General features: G+C 71.7%; 18 protein-coding genes, 1 tRNA gene and 1 pseudogene. 7 read left to right on the top strand and 13 right to left on the bottom strand.

What is annotated here, in order from left to right; all coding sequences use genetic code 11:
• Positions 1-8 precede the first annotated feature (8 nt).
• The 13 genes and pseudogenes from AB0G79_RS00725 to AB0G79_RS00785 all read right to left on the bottom strand — a co-directional run bounded on the left by AB0G79_RS00725 (position 9) and on the right by AB0G79_RS00785 (position 11665).
• Positions 9-1661 carry a long-chain fatty acid--CoA ligase gene (locus AB0G79_RS00725; RefSeq protein ID WP_360798070.1) on the bottom strand — a complete coding sequence of 551 codons (1653 nt, stop codon included), beginning with the start codon at positions 1659-1661 and terminating at the stop codon, positions 9-11.
• Between the two features lie 153 nt (positions 1662-1814).
• Positions 1815-2384, bottom strand: a complete 570-nt coding sequence (locus tag AB0G79_RS00730) for a SigE family RNA polymerase sigma factor (RefSeq protein WP_360798072.1) — start codon at positions 2382-2384, stop codon at positions 1815-1817.
• A 152-nt stretch (positions 2385-2536) separates the two neighbouring features.
• Positions 2537-3517 (bottom strand): DUF1906 domain-containing protein, encoded by a 981-nt coding sequence (locus AB0G79_RS00735; protein WP_360798074.1) that lies wholly within the window; start codon positions 3515-3517, stop codon positions 2537-2539.
• Between the two features lie 52 nt (positions 3518-3569).
• Complete coding sequence (locus AB0G79_RS00740) at positions 3570-4736, bottom strand: lipid-transfer protein (RefSeq protein ID WP_360798076.1); 1167 nt, start codon at positions 4734-4736, stop codon at positions 3570-3572.
• On the bottom strand, positions 4733-5122 hold the full coding sequence (locus AB0G79_RS00745) for a MaoC family dehydratase (protein ID WP_360798078.1): 390 nt from the start codon (positions 5120-5122) through the stop codon (positions 4733-4735). The genes AB0G79_RS00740 and AB0G79_RS00745 overlap by 4 nt, the downstream gene beginning before the upstream one ends.
• Complete coding sequence (locus AB0G79_RS00750; protein ID WP_360798080.1) at positions 5119-6147, bottom strand: acyl-CoA dehydrogenase family protein; 1029 nt, start codon at positions 6145-6147, stop codon at positions 5119-5121. Before AB0G79_RS00750 ends, AB0G79_RS00745 begins: the two co-directional genes overlap by 4 nt.
• 7 nt (positions 6148-6154) lie before the next feature.
• Positions 6155-7072 (bottom strand): bifunctional MaoC family dehydratase N-terminal/OB-fold nucleic acid binding domain-containing protein, encoded by a 918-nt coding sequence (locus AB0G79_RS00755; RefSeq protein WP_360798082.1) that lies wholly within the window; start codon positions 7070-7072, stop codon positions 6155-6157.
• A complete protein-coding gene (locus tag AB0G79_RS00760; RefSeq protein ID WP_360798084.1) occupies positions 7069-8235 on the bottom strand; it encodes an acyl-CoA dehydrogenase family protein in 1167 nt (388 codons plus the stop codon). Before AB0G79_RS00760 ends, AB0G79_RS00755 begins: the two co-directional genes overlap by 4 nt.
• A gap of 236 nt (positions 8236-8471) precedes the next feature.
• Complete coding sequence (locus AB0G79_RS00765; protein WP_360798086.1) at positions 8472-8783, bottom strand: hypothetical protein; 312 nt, start codon at positions 8781-8783, stop codon at positions 8472-8474.
• Positions 8784-9239: 456 nt separating this feature from the next.
• Positions 9240-9740, bottom strand: a pseudogene (locus tag AB0G79_RS00770) (O-acetyl-ADP-ribose deacetylase); the annotation flags it as partial.
• 101 nt (positions 9741-9841) lie between these two features.
• Positions 9842-9938, bottom strand: a tRNA-OTHER gene (locus AB0G79_RS00775).
• A 54-nt stretch (positions 9939-9992) separates the two neighbouring features.
• Complete coding sequence (locus AB0G79_RS00780) at positions 9993-10817, bottom strand: hypothetical protein (protein ID WP_360798088.1); 825 nt, start codon at positions 10815-10817, stop codon at positions 9993-9995.
• Positions 10818-10819: 2 nt separating this feature from the next.
• Positions 10820-11665 carry a sigma factor-like helix-turn-helix DNA-binding protein gene (locus AB0G79_RS00785; RefSeq protein ID WP_360798089.1) on the bottom strand — a complete coding sequence of 282 codons (846 nt, stop codon included), beginning with the start codon at positions 11663-11665 and terminating at the stop codon, positions 10820-10822.
• Between the two features lie 634 nt (positions 11666-12299).
• On the opposite strand from AB0G79_RS00785, the gene AB0G79_RS00790 reads away from it, so the two are divergent.
• Genes AB0G79_RS00790 through AB0G79_RS00820 form a run of 7 tightly spaced genes read left to right on the top strand, consistent with a single transcriptional unit; the run spans position 12300 to position 15192 of the window.
• Entirely contained in the window at positions 12300-12575 is a 276-nt protein-coding gene (locus AB0G79_RS00790; protein ID WP_360798091.1) for a DUF6284 family protein, read from the top strand.
• On the top strand, positions 12572-12862 hold the full coding sequence (locus AB0G79_RS00795; RefSeq protein WP_360798093.1) for a hypothetical protein: 291 nt from the start codon (positions 12572-12574) through the stop codon (positions 12860-12862). The genes AB0G79_RS00790 and AB0G79_RS00795 overlap by 4 nt, the downstream gene beginning before the upstream one ends.
• Positions 12859-13992 carry a conjugal transfer protein gene (locus AB0G79_RS00800; RefSeq protein WP_360798095.1) on the top strand — a complete coding sequence of 378 codons (1134 nt, stop codon included), beginning with the start codon at positions 12859-12861 and terminating at the stop codon, positions 13990-13992. Before AB0G79_RS00795 ends, AB0G79_RS00800 begins: the two co-directional genes overlap by 4 nt.
• On the top strand, positions 13989-14327 hold the full coding sequence (locus AB0G79_RS00805) for an RRQRL motif-containing zinc-binding protein (RefSeq protein ID WP_360798097.1): 339 nt from the start codon (positions 13989-13991) through the stop codon (positions 14325-14327). Before AB0G79_RS00800 ends, AB0G79_RS00805 begins: the two co-directional genes overlap by 4 nt.
• Before the next feature lie 22 nt (positions 14328-14349).
• Positions 14350-14592 (top strand): hypothetical protein, encoded by a 243-nt coding sequence (locus tag AB0G79_RS00810; protein WP_360798099.1) that lies wholly within the window; start codon positions 14350-14352, stop codon positions 14590-14592.
• A 13-nt stretch (positions 14593-14605) separates the two neighbouring features.
• Positions 14606-14998 carry a DUF6251 family protein gene (locus AB0G79_RS00815; RefSeq protein WP_360798101.1) on the top strand — a complete coding sequence of 131 codons (393 nt, stop codon included), beginning with the start codon at positions 14606-14608 and terminating at the stop codon, positions 14996-14998.
• The gene (locus tag AB0G79_RS00820; RefSeq protein ID WP_360798103.1) at positions 14995-15192 is read left to right on the top strand and encodes a hypothetical protein; all 198 of its coding nucleotides are present in this window, start codon (positions 14995-14997) and stop codon (positions 15190-15192) included. Before AB0G79_RS00815 ends, AB0G79_RS00820 begins: the two co-directional genes overlap by 4 nt.
• The last annotated feature ends 4 nt before the right edge of the window (positions 15193-15196 follow it).

Genomic DNA, 15196 nt, shown 5'->3' on the forward strand with positions numbered 1-15196 from the left:
ACGCGCTCCTACAGCTCCGTCACGTCGAGCCCGCCCTCCGCGTACTGCCTGCGGATGACCTTCTTGTCGAACTTGCCGACGCTCGTCTTCGGCACCGCCGGCACGATCGCCCAGCGCTCCGGCAGCTGCCACTTCGCGATGCCGCCCTCGCCGCCGAGGAAGGCCCGCAGCTCCTCGTAGCCGGCCGTCGCCCCCTCCTTGAGGACGACGGTCGCGAGCGGCCGCTCGCCCCACTTCTCGTCGGGTACGGCGACGACGGCGGCCTCCGCGACCGCCGGGTGGCCCATGAGCGCGTTCTCCAGGTCGACGCTGGAGATCCACTCGCCGCCGGACTTGATGACGTCCTTCGCGCGGTCGGTGAGGGTGAGGTAGCCGTCGGGGCTGATCACGCCGACGTCACCGGTCTTCAGCCAGCCGTCCTCGCTGAACTTGTCGGCCGGGCGGAGCTCCTCGGCGCCGACGCCGCCGAAGTACGAGCCGGCGATCCAGGTGCCGCGCACCTCCAGCTCGCCGGCCGACTCGCCGTCCCAGGGGAGGTGGTCGCCGTTCGGCCCGACGAGCCGCGCCTCGACGCCGGCGGGGAAACGTCCCTGCGTGACGCGGTACGGCCACTCCTCCTCGGCGCTCAGGCCGGCCGGCGGGTGGGCCATCGTGCCCAGCGGGGAGGTCTCGGTCATGCCCCAGGCGTGGCAGAGCCGGACGCCGAGCCGGTCGTACGCCTCCATCAGCGAGGGCGGACAGGCCGCGCCGCCGATGGTGACCTGGGCCATCGAGGAGAGGTCCCGGGGGTTCGCGGTGACCTCGGCGAGCAGGCCCTGCCAGATGGTGGGGACGGCGGCGGCGTGCGTCGGGCGCTCGCGCTCGATCATGTCGGCGAGCGGGGCCGGCTGGAGGAAACGGTCCGGCATCAGCATGTTGATGCCGGTCATGAAGGTGGCGTGCGGGAGCCCCCACGCGTTGACGTGGAACTGGGGGACCACGACCAGGGTCGTGTCCTGGTCCGTCAGGGCCATCGACTCGGCCATGTTCACCTGCATCGAGTGCAGGTAGATCGAACGGTGCGAGTAGACGACGCCCTTCGGGTCGCCCGTGGTGCCGGAGGTGTAGCACATGGCGGCGGCCGAACGCTCGTCCAGCTCGGGCCAGTCGTACGTGGTCGGGCGTCCGGCGATCAGTTCCTCGTACTCGTGGACGCGCGGCGCGGCGCCGTCGAGGAGGGAGCGGTCGCCCGGTCCCGCGACCACGACGTGCTCGACCGTCGGAAGGTGCGGGAGCAGCGGCGCGAGGAGCGGCAGCAGGGAGCCGTTGACGAGGACGACCCGGTCGGCGGCGTGGTTGACGATCCAGACGAGCTGCTCGGGGGGAAGGCGGAGGTTGAGGGTGTGGAGGACCGCGCCCATGGAGGGGATCGCGAAGTACGCCTCGACGTGTTCGGCGTTGTTCCACATCAGCGTCGCCACGCGCTGGTCGCCGACGACACCGAGTTCGTCGCGCAGGGCGTTGGCCAGCTGGTGGGCGCGGGCGCCGGCCTCCGCGAAGCTGCGGCGGTGCGGCTCGGGCTCGCCCGTCCAGGTGGTGATGGTGGACTTTCCGTGGATGGTCATCCCGTGCTTGAGGATGCGGCTCACGGTCAGCTGTACGTCCTGCATGGTGCTGTACACGGGGCGTCCTCCCGGTGGGCGCTACGTGGCAGTAGGGGTGGGGAGATTCTGCGCACGTACCGCTCGGTATGTCACTACCCGGGAGTACGGAAATTGCCAGTGATCACTGGCAGACAGCCAGGAGGGTCCGCCGCGGGGGCTCACCGTGCGGGCTCACCGTACGGGGGTCAGCTCCGGGTCTTCCCTGAGTTTGCCGAGCGCCCGGGACACCGCGCTCTTCACCGTGCCGACGGAGACCCCGAGGACCTCGGCCGTCTGGACCTCGCTGAGGTCCTCGTAGTACCGCAGCACCACCATCTGCCGCTGCCGCTCGGGCAGTTTGAGGATCGCCCGCCACATCGCGTCGTGGAGCACCTGCCGGTCGGCCGGGTCGGGCTCCGGGAGGCCCGCCGGCTCCGGCAGCTCCTCGCACGAGAACTCGTCGACCTTGCGCTTGCGCCACTGGGACGTCCGCGTGTTGAGGAGCGCCCGGCGGACGTAGCCGTCCAGCGCGCGGTGGTCCTCGATTCGCTCCCAGGCCACGAAGGTCTTGGCCAGCGCCGTCTGGAGGAGGTCCTCGGCATCGCAGTGGTTGGACGTCAGGGAGCGTGCCGCACGGAGCAGCACGGGGCCGCGCGCCCGTACGTACGAGGAGAAGGACGGGTACGAGGCGTACGGCGCGGGACCGTGGACGGCGGCCGTCGAGGCGCGGGCGCAGACGGGGCCAGAAGGCGGCGGAGTCATGACTCCACGCTAGGAGCGGTCCCGGCGTCGGGGATCGGCCCCAGGTCCCGAACCGGGGTCCCCCTCAGGGTGGACCCCGGGGCCCGGACGCACCTCCTTGGGGTGGAGTCGGCGGGCACGCCGTCTCAGGGTCGGGGGCGCCGGGGGCTCCCCTACGGGGCCGTGACCCGGGCCACGGGGGCGTCCACCGCGTTGCGGTCGACCGACATCCGCCGCCCGCCGTACGACTCGGAGACGTTGCCCGCGTACTGGTGGATCCGGGCGTGCGGCATCCAGGCGTCCGGGTGCAGGACCGTCTCCGCGTACAGCGCGGGACTGCCGCGCCAGCGCGCGAACCACAGCACCGACGGGAGGTCCTCGGTGCCCGCCTTCCGGGCCGCCTCGATGTGCCGGATCCCGGTCTCGGCGCTGCTGTAGTAACCGGGTACGTAGCCGAGGCGACGGACCTCGCGGTTCCAGGCGCGGACGAAGGAGAGCGTGGTCGCCGCGCAGCGGGTGTCCGCCAGGGTGAACGCCTCGATGTCCAGGTAGAGGGGGCTCGCGGCCCCGATCCGCAGCGCCCGCGCCGCCCGGACCGCGTCGCCGGCCTCCCGGGTGCCCTGGGCCCAGGGCTCGGACCCGATCGCGTACCGCCGCTTCGCGGCCGCGTGGACGCACGGCGCCTGCGAGCCCACGAAGAGCGGCAGCAGCCGCCAGCCCAGGGCGTCGACGGAGGAGACCCAGGCGGGGGTGAGCTCCTTCTGCTCGGGGCAGCCACGCCCCCGGCCGCCGAAGTAGACCCCGACGGCGCGGTACGGGGACGAGGCCCGCCACGCCTTCATGACGGCGAGGGACGGGGCTTCGCAGGTGTCGAAGGCCTTGCCGGAGAAGCGGGGGGCGACGGGGGCGTCGGGGGCGGCAGAGGTCTGGGGAGCGGCGGGGCTTCCGGGTGCCGCCCCGGCGGGGGCCTCGGGAGCCGCGACGGTCGCCGGGGCCGTACGGGCCTCCGGGGTCGCCGGGGCCGTACGGGCCTCCGCGGCCGTCGCCGTCGTACGGGCCTCCGCGGCCGCCGGGCCCTGGAGGAGGGCGGCGGCCGCGAGTGCCGCCGTCAGGGCCGCGGCCGCCGACCGGGCGAGGGTGTGATGAGTGCTCATGGCGCGAGTGAAGAGCCGCTCGCCCCGCCCGGCCACCCGTGGAGCCGCAGGGTCAGCCGTCCGCGCCCAGGATCAACCCGGACGTGGGAACCCCCGTCCCCGCCGTGACCAACGTGCGGGCCGCGCCCGCTATCTGATTGACCGAGGTGCCGCGCACCTGCCGCACCGCCTCCGCGATGCCGTTCATGCCGTGCAGGTACGCCTCCCCGAGCTGCCCGCCGTGCGTGTTCAGCGGAAGGACCTCCTCCGCGACGAAGTCCGCCGCCTCCCCCGGCCCGCAGAAGCCGAACTCCTCCAGCTGCATGAGCACGAACGGGGTGAAGTGGTCGTAGACGATGCCGACGTCGATGTCCTCCGGCGCGAGCCCGGAGGTCCGCCAGAGCTGCCGGGCCACCACGCCCATCTCCGGAAGGCCCGTCAGGTCGTCCCGGTAGAAGCTCGTCATCGCCTCCTGCTTCCGGCCGGCGCCCTGCGCCGCAGCCAGGATCACGGCCGGCGGGTGCGGCAGGTCGCGGGCGCGTTCGACGGAGGTGACCACGATCGCCTGCCCGCCGTCGGTCTCCTGGCAGCAGTCGAGGAGCCGGAGCGGTTCGACGATCCAGCGCGAGGCCGCGTGGTCGGCGAGGGTGATCGGTTTCCCGTGAAACCATGCGGCCGGGTTGGTGGCCGCGTACTTCCGGTCGGTGACGGCGACGTGCCCGAAGGCGTCGGGGGTGAGCCCGTACGCGTGCAGGTACCGCTGCGCGGCCATCGCGACCCAGGAGGCCGGGGTCAGGAGACCGAAGGGCAGCTGCCAGCCGAGCGCGGTGCCCTCGGCCGAGGGCTCGCGCTGCTGGACGCCGGAGCCGAAGCGGCGGCCGGAGCGCTCGTTGAACGCCCGGTAGCAGACGACGACTTCCGCGACCCCGCTCGCGACGGCGAGCGCGGCCTGCTGGACGGTGGCGCAGGCGGCCCCGCCCCCGTAGTGGATCCGCGAGAAGAACGAGAGCTCGCCGATCCCGGCCGCCTGGGCGACGGTGATCTCGGGGTTGGTGTCCATCGTGAAGGTGACCATGCCGTCGACGTCGGCGGGGGTGAGTCCGGCGTCGTCGAGGGCCGCGCGGACCGCCTCGGCGGCGAGCGCGAGTTCGCTGCGGCCCGAGTCCTTGGAGAACTCCGTCGCCCCGATGCCGACCACGGCGGCGCGTCCGCCGAGGCTGTCCCTGGTGCGGACGCTCATGGGGTCGCCTCCACGGTGACCGTCACGCTGCCCGTGACGTGGTGCCCCAGGCCGTTGGCGCCGACGACCCGGACGGTCGCCGTGTTCCCCTCGACCTCGGTGACCTGCCCGGTCAGGGTCATGGTGTCCCCGGGGTAGTTGGGCGCGCCGAGTCGGATGGCGACCCTGCGGAGGACGGCCGTGGGGCCGAAGTGGTCGGTGACGTACCGTCCGACCAGCCCGTTCGTCGTCAGGATGTTCATGAAGATGTCCGGTGAGCCCTTCGCGCGGGCGAGTTCGGCGTCGTGGTGCACGTCCTGGTAGTCGCGGGAGGCCACGGCCCCGGCGACGATCAGGGTGCGGGTGATCGGGATCGCGAGCGGCGGCAGCGCCTCTCCTGGCGTCACGACACGTCTCCCTTCGCGAGCAGGTCGCCGAGTTCGGCGAGGAGTTCCGTCCCGGCGCCGAGGTACGCGTCGAGCTGCCGTCCCCACAGGAAGTGCCGGTGGACGGGGTGGTCGAGGTCGGCGCCCATGCCGCCGTGCAGGTGCTGGCCGGTGTGCACGACCCGCTTGCCCGCCTCGGACGCCCACCAGGCGGCCGTCAGCGCCGCCTCCCGCGCGTCGAGGCCCTCGTCGAGCCGCCAGGCCGCCTCGTACGCCGTGACACGGATCGCCTCCGTGTCCATGTACGCGTCGGCCGCCCGCAGCTGCACCGCCTGGCGGGTCGAGAGCGGGCGCCCGAACTGCTCCCGCACCGAGGTGTACTCGACGGCCCTGGCCAGCGAACCGGCGCACACGCCCGCCTGGAGTCCGGCGAAGGCCGTACGGGCGGCGGCGAGGACCGCTTCGTACGCCCCCGGTCCCCCGAGCCGCTCCCCCGGCGCCCCGTCGAGCACGAGCCGTCCGGCCGACCAGGGCGCGGTCAGCTCCACGGCCTCGACCGGTGCGGCGTCCTCGGTGCGGACCAGCCAGAGCCCGCGCGCCCCGTCCGGCACGAGGACGTGGGTGGCGTCGCGCAGCCACGGAACCCACTCCACGATCCCGCTGAGCCGCTCCCCTTCGGACACGACGGAACCACCCGCCGGGAAGGCGCCCGTCACCACCGTCGTGCCGTCGCGCAGGCCGGGCAGCAGCCGGGCGCGCTGCTCGTCCGTACCGTGCCGGACGACGGCGAGGATCCCGTACACACAGCTCGCCGCGAGCGGGACCTGTGCGGTCACCCGCCCCTGCTCCTCCAGGAGCAGGACGAGCCCGAGCAGGCCGGTCTCCTCGACGGCGCCGGGCAGCCCGGCCGCGCAGAGCGCCTTCCACAGCTCGGCGTCGCCGCCGGTGCCGGCCGCCGCGAGCCGCTCGTGGGTCGCGAGGTCGCCGAAGATCCGGGCGGCGAGCTCCCGGACGGCCTCCTGCTCCTCCGTGGGCGTGAAGTCCATGTGCTGCTCAGCCCTCCTCTTCGGCGCGGAAGACGGGGAGCTCCAGCTCGTCGTCGACCCGCAGGAACTCAAGGCGTACCGGCATCCCGATCCGGACCTTGTCGTACGGCACTCCCACCACGTTGCTGACGATCCGCACGCCCTCGGCGAGTTCGACGAGCCCGACCGCGTACGGAGGGTCGAAGGCGGGGAAGTGCGGGTGGTGCATCACGACGTACGAGAAGACGGTCCCGGTCCCGCCCGCCTCGACGGCCTCCCAGTCGGGCGAGCCGCAGTCGGCGCAGCCGGGGAGCCAGGGGAAGCGGGGGGTCGCGCAGGCGCGGCAGCGCTGGAAGAGCAGGCGGTGCCCGGCGACGCCCTCCCAGAACCCGGCGTTGTCGCGGTTGACGACGGGCCGGGGGCGGAGCGCGGCCCTCTTCGCCGGTTTCCCGGCCGTCGGCGCGTACTTGAGGATCCGGAAGCGGTGGGTGCCCGCGAGCTCGCCGTCCGCGTGGACGTCCATCCGGGTCGTGACGAAGTGGCCGGTGCCGAGCTTGGTCGTCTTGCGCGGGGAGACGGACTCGATGACGGCGTCGAAGGTGATCTCGTCGCCGGGCCGGAGCGGCCGCAGGTACTCCTGCTCGCAGTCGGTCGCGACGACCGAGGTGTACCCGGCCCCGTCGAGGAGGGCGAAGAGCTCGTCGTACGCCTCCGAACGCCCGGCGGCGCCCGTGTGGCCGGAGAGGCCGCCCATCGTCCACGCCTGGAGCATGGTGGGGGGCGCGACGGCGTCCGGGCCCTCGTACGCGGGGTGGGCGTCGCCCATGGCCTCGCACCAGTGGCGGATCATGGGGAGGTTGACGGGGTCCTTGCCGGTGGCGGCGGTGGCGGCGGCCCGACCCTGGAAGGCGGCGAGCCGCTCGTACGGAACGTCCTCGTGGGTCATCGCCGTCCCCTCGCCTTCATGCCGAGCCGCATCCGGGCGACGATCTCGCGCTGGACCTCGCTGACCCCGCCGCCGAAGGTGTTGATCTGGGCGGCCCGGTTCATGCGCTCCAGCTCGCCGTCGCCGAAGGCGCCCGGCGAGCCCGCGCGGACCGTGCCCGCGCCGCCCGCGATCTCCTGGCAGATGCGGTAGACCTCGACTGCCGACTCCGTCCCCGCGAACTTCACGCCACTGGCGTCTCCGGGGGCGAGCCGCCCGGCGCCGACGTCGCCGACCAGGCGCCAGTTGAGGAGCCGGGTCGCGGCGAGCCGGGCGTGCGCCTCGGCGGCCCTGATCCGTATCCACGGTTCGTCGACGCGGCGCCGGCCCGTCGCCGGGTCGGGGGTCCGGGCGCCGTCGAGCGCGGCGGCGAAGAAGTCCTCGGCCTGCATGCCGATGGCGGCGAGGGCGACCCGTTCGTGGTTGAGCTGCTCGGTGATGAGACCCCAGCCGCCGTGCTCGGGGCCGACGAGGTTCCCGGCGGGGACCCGGATGCCGTCGTAGTAGGTGGCGGTGGTCGTCAGACCGCCGACGGTCGCGATCGGCGTCCAGGAGAAGCCCGGGGCGTCGGTCGGGACGAGGATCATGGAGATGCCCCGGTGGGGGGCGGCCTCGGGGTCGGTGCGGCAGGCGAGCCAGATCCAGTCGGCGTTCTGGGCGTTGGAGGTGAAGATCTTCTGCCCGTCGATCAGCCAGTCGCCTCCCTCCCTGGTGGCGCGGGTGCGGAGGGAGGCGAGGTCGGTACCGGCCTCGGGCTCGCTGTAGCCGATGGCGAAGACGATGTCGCCGCTCAGGATCCGGGGCAGGAAGTACGCCTTCTGCTCATCGGTCCCGTACTTCATGAGGGTCGGGCCGACGGTGTTGAGGGTGACCATGGAGACGGGCGCGCCGGCCCGGTAGGCCTCGTCGAAGAAGACGAACTGCTCGTCGGAGCCGCGGCCCTGGCCTCCGTACTCCTCCGGCCAGCCCAGCCCGAGCAGGCCGTCGGCGCCGATGCGGCGCAGCAGCGCGCGCTGGGCGGCGGAATCCTCGGCGGGAGGCGGGCCCTCGGGCATCACCTCGCGGAAGTACGCGCGGAGTTCGGCGCGCAGCCGTAGCTGCCGCTCGGTCGGGGCGAGGTGCACGGCGACGGCCTCCCGGTGGGACGACTGAGGTTTCTGACTGTCCGTCAGATTCAGGAGCCCTGTCAAGGCAGACGGCCGAGCGGCTTGGCGGGAACGCGGGACGGCCCGCGCGCCGGTACCGAAGTACCGCCGCACGGGCCGTCGTTCACCTCGCGGTCGCGCCCCCCACCGGACCCGCTTCCGCGCGGTGACCCGCCACCGGGCGAACTACCACCAGGGGCCGCCATCGAGGGTGATTACCACCAGGGGTAGAAGTTCACCACCGCGTTCGTGTTCGACTGGTCGATGTGGGTGAAGGCGGAGCCGTTCACGCTCGCGGTGTTGTTCTGGTTGGAGGCACCTGAACCGGTCGCCACCTGCTGCGTGGTCGTCGAGTTGCCGTGGTTGTCGCCGCCCACGCCGCTGCCGATGATCGTGGCGACGCTCGTGTTCGATCCGTCGTCCGCGAACCCGCCGTTGTCGGCCTGGGCGACCCCCGTGAAGAGCGCGGCGGCGAGGGGGAGGGCGGCGGCGACGGCGACGATGCGGGCGGTACGGATGCTTGCCATGTCTGTTCCTCCGGGAACTCAAAACGTTTGCTGTGACGCGTGACACTGACGCTGCGATTGCTTCAACTCTGGCCATTGCCGGGGTGGTTGGCCGACCGCCCCGGTCGTTTTCTGCTCGACGTCGCGAATCCAGAGTTGCCCACCGAATCCCCGGCGAACCACCCCGGAGCGGGTTATTCCCTCGCAAGCGTGAGGACAGCGCGATAAACCCCGGCGAAGCGAGAACGGCGCAGCTCAGCCCCTTGGAGACGGCTCCGTGAGCTCAAACGGACCGGAGAATTCCGTGCGCGCCAAGGGAGGAAGCGTTCCGGCAGATTTTCCGCCAATCTTTCTCTAGGAAAGACGTCACGGCGTGTCGGACGGGCCCCCGTCGGCCTCGATCCGGTCCCCGACCGCCGCCTCCGCCGCGGCTTCCCCCGCAGACTCCACCGCGGCCTCGACCGCGGCCTCGACCGCGGCCTCGAAGGCCGCGTACGCCGTCGCGTCGAAGAGCACGAACCGCACCTCATCGACGGACGCGGTGGGGGTGGCCCTGGCGGTCCCCACCGCGATGCGGGCCCCGTCGTCCATCGGCCAGCCGTAGATCCCGGTCGAGATCGCCGGGAAGGCAACCGTACGGGCGCCCAGTTCCTCCGCCACGCGCAGCGATTCGCGGTAGCAGGAGGCGAGCAGCGCGGACCGGTCCTCGTCCGGCCGCCAGACGGGCCCGACGGTGTGGACCACCCAGCGGGCCGGCAGCCGGCCCGCCGTGGTCGCCACGGCCCGACCGGTCGGCAGACCCTTGCCGTAGTGCGACCTCCGCAGGTCCCGGCAGGCCTCGAGGATCTCCGGACCGCCCTTCCGGTGGATGGCCCCGTCGACGCCACCGCCCCCGTACAACGACGAGTTGGCCGCGTTGACCACCGCGTCCACCGCCTGCTCGGTGATGTCCCCCCGCACGAGCACGATCCGCACCATGCCGACCCCCTCTCCTCCGCCACCCGTGCCGGACGCGCGGAAGGGGCGTCCCGACGGCGGGACGCCCCTTCCGGTCAGCGCGCGGCGCCGATCTGCTGCGGTGGGTGTGGGATTTGAACCCACGGTGACATCGCTGCCACGACGGTTTTCAAGACCGACAGGACTAGAGCAGTCACCCTTCGGCTGACCTGCACTCCCTTCGCGAAGTGGCCGACGGCGGGAGGCCTTGGCCCGCGTGTGGCCCGCAGACGCTCAATGAGGCCCGCTCGACGCCCACTCGCAGAAGGCGACGGAGGCGTCGTCTCCCGACTTGTAGCGCGGCCATCGGATGCCCGTCGGGTCGGTGGCTTCGACCTCTCGTACCCGGTGGATCAGCGCGCGCGGCCCACCCTCGCGCAGCGTCCCGAAGACCTCGGGCCACGTCGCCATGTCGTACTCCGTGACGAGACGCGAGACACCGTCGGACAACACCGCTGCCGACCGGACGTCCTGAGCCGCAGTGCTGCCGACGATCGCATGGGCGGCTGCCGTGGGACTGCCAGCCGCCACCCAGTAGCCGTTCGGCGTATTTCGCGTCTGGCGCTGCGCCGTCACGAAGCGCTGTAGAGCCTCCCGGTGCTCTTGGGTGTGGGTCTCGTACTGCTCGACCTCCTCCCGGAGCTCCGGGAGTACGTCGTCCACCCGCAGGTCTGTGATCACGGTGAAGCCCTGGTCACCTTCCAGGACGATCGGCGAGTCCGCCAGCACGAGGTGATCGAGGAGCGCATCCCTTTGCCGCAGGACGGCGACGGTTGCCGAAGGGGTCCCGGGGTTGGCGAGGTCGCATTCGGGGTGCAGCGCCGCCACTTCCTCCAGAGCAGTGGCCAGACCCTCCACCAGCGACTCGTTCGAATCGGCCAACGCCTTGACCAGTCGGCTTCCAAGCCGAGCCACGTACCACGGGACGCCATGGCGACATCCAGTCGCGAGGCCCGCTGTGCTCACCCCGTCCAGCACGATGGCCAAGGAGGACGTGGCGGCCACCCAGTCCTCGTTGGGAGTCGTTCCGCCTGGTTCGGTGTCGATGGCGACGCGCATGATCAGCCTTCGTGTCGGTACAGCGGAGTGACGCGGCGACTCTCAAGGACTTCGAGCGTCTTCGGGTCGTAGCGGCAGGAGATCAGGGTAGAGAACCGGCGGGTGCGGACCTCTCGGTAGAGCTCCGCAAGGTTGTTCTCCAGGAAGTGGATGACCCCGTTCGCCCCGATGGAGTGGATACCGGCGACGTAGAGGAACGTCCCCTTGCCGTCCAGGCGTGGGAGGCGCCCGAGGTATCCGACATCGCCAGCCGATCCGTCCTCGTCCTGGGGGGATCGAAATTCCTTGCCTGCGGTTTTGTCCAGCAGGTGCCACGCGGTGTCCTTGGCGAACCGAAGGTTGTCGTCCCCTTCGAGCACCTGCGCGATGAGCGGGGACAGGCGGGGACCGCAGATGACGACGTGGTTCTCCCGGTTGAGGTTCACCATCCCCGAGGGCGGGATCACTTCGTACTGGGCGTCCAGCTTCATCCCCGACAACAGCGCCCTCAGGTGCTCGAAGTTGCCGAGGTCCTCCCGCGTGATCACCTCGCTGGGGAACTCGTCCGGCGTCTTCCCCGCCTCGTACTTGCCGCCGAGCGAGACCGTCACCAGGTCGGTGCCGAAGAAGGCGCGCTCAGGCGGGGGCCCGGCCGACGCGAGCTGACCGACCCTTCCGCGGCTGACTCCGAGACGCTTGGCGATCTCCGCTTGCGTCATGCCGGCGGCCTGAGCCTCCTCGATGGCCTCCCGCCGGATGCGGGACAGCTCGTTGACATGGCTCTGGTACCGGGCCATCAGATCGATTGCGGCTTTGGCGCGGTCGACGGGGTCGGCGACCCGAGCGACTTCCTCCATCTCGTGCTGCACGATTCTCCTTCGCTTAGGGGGGCTATCAGATTCTAGCGCGAGAGGGGGTTGCACGCAGTCCCGAGTTTGCCTACCGTACCTATCAAGCGAGACGGCAAGCCCCCCTAAGCAACACGGGGTGGTGAACGTCTACGTGGCTTGACCTGCACTAATGCGACTTCAGAGCTGCACCTAGATCAGGGCGGGGACGCTGCAATCCCGCTAAAGGCCAGGTAGGACGCAATGGGCTTCGGCCCGACTGGCGAGGTGGCCCGGCGACCGCGAGCAACGGCCGGAGAGTGGGGACTGGGTCCCCCTTGCAGTGCTCAATCCCGTTGCTCGCGCCGAGGAGGTCCTGATGTTCCAACGAAGAGTCTGGGCGCCGATCGTGCTTGACCGGCACGGTGGCCACGCCCGTCACGAGTCCCCCTGATCCGCCGCTACGGCGCACCGGGCTATCCGGTGATTCGCGGACGTCAGGTCACCTGCGCAGCGGAGCTGCGGCCGGTTGCCTCCTCCGCCTGTCCGGGCCCCGTTCGCGGGGCTCGTACGGGCGGGGCCGAGGGGAGCCGGAAGGTTCCAAACGGCAAGAGGCCCCGGAGCGGCTACTCCGGGGCCTCGTTCGGGCCGTTCCTGAGTGAGAGGAACACACCCAATGAAGTCCATCATCACACTCCCCGAGACCAGCGGGGCCCTGGCGTTCGACGGTGAGCCGTCGAACGCCGAGCTGGACGCGATCCAGCTGGAGATGCCGCTGATCCTGGCGGAGGTCGACCTGCTCGACGCGGAGATCATGACCATCGACCGCCCGGCCACGGAGCTGGACGAGCGGCGGATCCGCCGGGCCCGCAATCGGGTCATGGCGGCCCGCCGGGACCTGACCAACCGCGCCGGCCTGGCCCACGCACCGATGCCCGGGACGGTGGCATGATGGCCCGCCGGTTCAGGGACATGCCGACGCCTGAGCAGCTTTATGCGGCGCGTCAGGCGCCGAGGCTGCGCGCGATGGCGTACGCCGCCGAGCAGGAAGCCGAGCGGCAGCAGATGACTGCTGATGTCTACGGGCGGCGTGGACGCGATTACAGCGACCCCGTGAGGGCGGCCCGTGCTCAGCGTGAGGCTGAGCGCCTCCGCGATCGCGGCAAGGGCCTGCGGTCTACGGCGAATCGCGCCGAGGCCGAGGTCCCGCCGCAGAAGAAGCGGGGGTGGTTTTGGTGAGCGCCACGGGCAAGGAGCTGAGCAAGCTCCAGAGGATCGTACTGGGGGCCGCGTTCGTGCCGATGCTGGCCACGGGCGGCGCCGGCGGGTACGGCACCTACACCAACATCAAGGCCGCCTTCGGCTCCGGCACCGCCGTCGGTGCGGTCGCGGCCGGTGAGGGTGCGACCGCCGTGCTGGCGATCGTGCTGCTCGGCCTGACGCTGCTCGGGCAGGCGTCGCCGAAGGTGATCCGGGCGGGGCTGTGGGCTCTTCCCGCCGCCGCGTCCGCGATGTCCGTCACCGCCGCGAAGTCCCCGGGCGAGATGGTCATCTACGCCCTGACCCCGATGGGGATGACGGCGTCCGCCGAGGGCGCCGCGTTCCTCGCCCGCCGGATCGTCGTCTACCGCGACGGCCGCGACGCCGAAGCCGAAGCGCACGCCGCCGCGATCGTGCAGGCCCTCGCCTACCACCGGGCCCGCGCTGCGAACCACCCCGACGAGAACGTACGGAAGCGGTCCGAGCGGACCTCGTGGAAGCTTGCCCGGAAGGTCGGCGCCGGCGACATCGCCCTCGGCGACCGGCTCCTCGACGTCCAGCGTCAGCGGGTCACCGCCGGGGCGGATGCCGCCCTCGCCGACATGTTCGGCGCCACCATCGTCGCCCCGAACATCGCTAGCGCCTTGGAGGCGCCGGGCGAGATGGCCGTCGAGCTGGAGGTGGACCGGTCGACTCGATCGATCGACTCCGTGAATGCGGAGGAATCTACCCAGTCCATTACAGAACGGTCTATCTCTGACCTGCCCGTTCCCGCCCTCGAACCGGCCCCGGTCGACCCTGGACCGGTCGAGCAGGAAGAGCCCACCGCGCCGCCGGTCCGGAAGTCGACCGGTCGGGCTGTGGTCCGGGCGGTCGCCGCCGAGCAGTTGACCCCGCGCCGGGCGACCGGTCGGGTACCTGCCGTCGCCCGCTCGGCTCAACCGCGCCGCACGCGCGACGAACTCCTCGCCGATGCACGGCAGTTGACTGAGTCATGGCCGGTTGAGCAGTTGACGGCCGACGGGATCCGCAAGGCTCTGCGGACATCCCCGGAAAAGGGTCGATGGCTGCGCGACACCCTCAAGACGGAGCGCGGTGAAGCCGCGTGAGCGCCATCCCCGTCTATCCCTGGCGCCTGGCACCCGAGGGCCTGGCGACCGTCCGGCAGCTCCGTGCCCTCGGGCTCCGGCCCGGCGGTCAGGACGTCGTCGCTCAGCTCGAACGCCCTCGCCGCCGACGCGGAGCCCTGATCGCCTTCCTGTACCGGATCGACCGGGCCGTGCCGGTCCGGCCGATGACTTCCGCGAAGTGGGAGGCCCTGGCCAAGGCGAACGCGGCCCGGCAGGTCTGCCCGGAGTGCGGGCGGGACGCCGGGTACCGGATCCCGCCTTCGCTCGGCATGTGCACCCCCTGCGCCTACCCCGACACGACCACGGCCGCGTGAGCGGCAGCAAGGAGAACCGGTCATGACGACCACCACGAACACGACCGCCTCAGCGCAGCAGTCCACGCCGGTCCCGCACCACTTCATCCTCACGATCCAGACCGACGACGGCCGCATGGTCACGCAGGACGGCACGATCCCGGTCGTCCCCGGGGTCCACACCCGCATGCAGACCTACACGACCCTGCGAGAGCAGGTCGGCGAGCACTGGGGCCTGACCCGGTTCACCGTCCTGTTCTTCGCCCTGGAGCCCAACCAGCTCTGAAAGGAGCCGCGCCATGAGCAACCTCCCCGAACCCATCCGGGTCGTGCAGCTCCCGGACGGCACCTACACCTACGTCGACCATCTCCCCGCCCCGCTCCAGTCGGGTGGCGTGCCGCAGGTGGTTCACCAGCACATCCACCAGGCCCCGCCCGACCGCACGATTCAGCGGGTCGCGCTCGGCGCCGGGGTCGGCGCCGGCGCGGTCGTCGCCGGGGTCTACTTCGGCCCGCTCCTCATCGCCGCCCTGACCTCGATCACGGCGAACCTCGCCTTTCTCGCGTTCCTCGCCCTCGTCCTGGCCTGGGGCGTCCACACGGTCGTGAAGTCGATCGGCGGACCCGACGGGCAGCAGGCCGCCAAGACCATCACCGGGGCCCGCCGGGCCCGGATCCGGAAGGGGAAGTGACCGTGTTCCGTGGCGGACAGAAGGTCCTGATCATCGCGTGCGAGGACGACCCCCGCGCGGTCGGCAAGACCGGCCGCGTCCTCGACGAGGTCCCCCCGGGCCCCCTCACCGACGGGCGGTGGACCGTCGACCGGATCAGCATCTGGATCGCCCCGGTCCTGTGTCACGCCCACGAGCTCAAGCCGATCGACTGACACC

Origin of the sequence: Streptomyces sp. NPDC020807 (genome assembly GCF_040641575.1) — a bacterium.
Taxonomy (GTDB): Bacteria; Actinomycetota; Actinomycetes; order Streptomycetales; family Streptomycetaceae; genus Streptomyces.

Bases quoted from the DNA above. Each gene is read 5' to 3' on its own strand.
- AB0G79_RS00735 (WP_360798074.1), bottom strand. From the start codon at position 3,517: ATGAGCACTCATCACACCCTCGCCCGGTCGGCGGCCGCGGCCCTGACG.
- AB0G79_RS00750 (WP_360798080.1), bottom strand. From the start codon at position 6,147: ATGGACTTCACGCCCACGGAGGAGCAGGAGGCCGTCCGGGAGCTCGCC.
- AB0G79_RS00765 (WP_360798086.1), bottom strand. From the start codon at position 8,783: ATGGCAAGCATCCGTACCGCCCGCATCGTCGCCGTCGCCGCCGCCCTC.
- AB0G79_RS00780 (WP_360798088.1), bottom strand. From the start codon at position 10,817: ATGCGCGTCGCCATCGACACCGAACCAGGCGGAACGACTCCCAACGAG.
- AB0G79_RS00755 (WP_360798082.1), bottom strand. From the start codon at position 7,072: ATGACCCACGAGGACGTTCCGTACGAGCGGCTCGCCGCCTTCCAGGGT.
- AB0G79_RS00815 (WP_360798101.1), top strand. From the start codon at position 14,606: ATGAGCAACCTCCCCGAACCCATCCGGGTCGTGCAGCTCCCGGACGGC.
- AB0G79_RS00810 (WP_360798099.1), top strand. From the start codon at position 14,350: ATGACGACCACCACGAACACGACCGCCTCAGCGCAGCAGTCCACGCCG.
- AB0G79_RS00795 (WP_360798093.1), top strand. From the start codon at position 12,572: ATGATGGCCCGCCGGTTCAGGGACATGCCGACGCCTGAGCAGCTTTAT.
- AB0G79_RS00790 (WP_360798091.1), top strand. From the start codon at position 12,300: ATGAAGTCCATCATCACACTCCCCGAGACCAGCGGGGCCCTGGCGTTC.
- AB0G79_RS00730 (WP_360798072.1), bottom strand. From the start codon at position 2,384: ATGACTCCGCCGCCTTCTGGCCCCGTCTGCGCCCGCGCCTCGACGGCC.
- AB0G79_RS00740 (WP_360798076.1), bottom strand. From the start codon at position 4,736: ATGAGCGTCCGCACCAGGGACAGCCTCGGCGGACGCGCCGCCGTGGTC.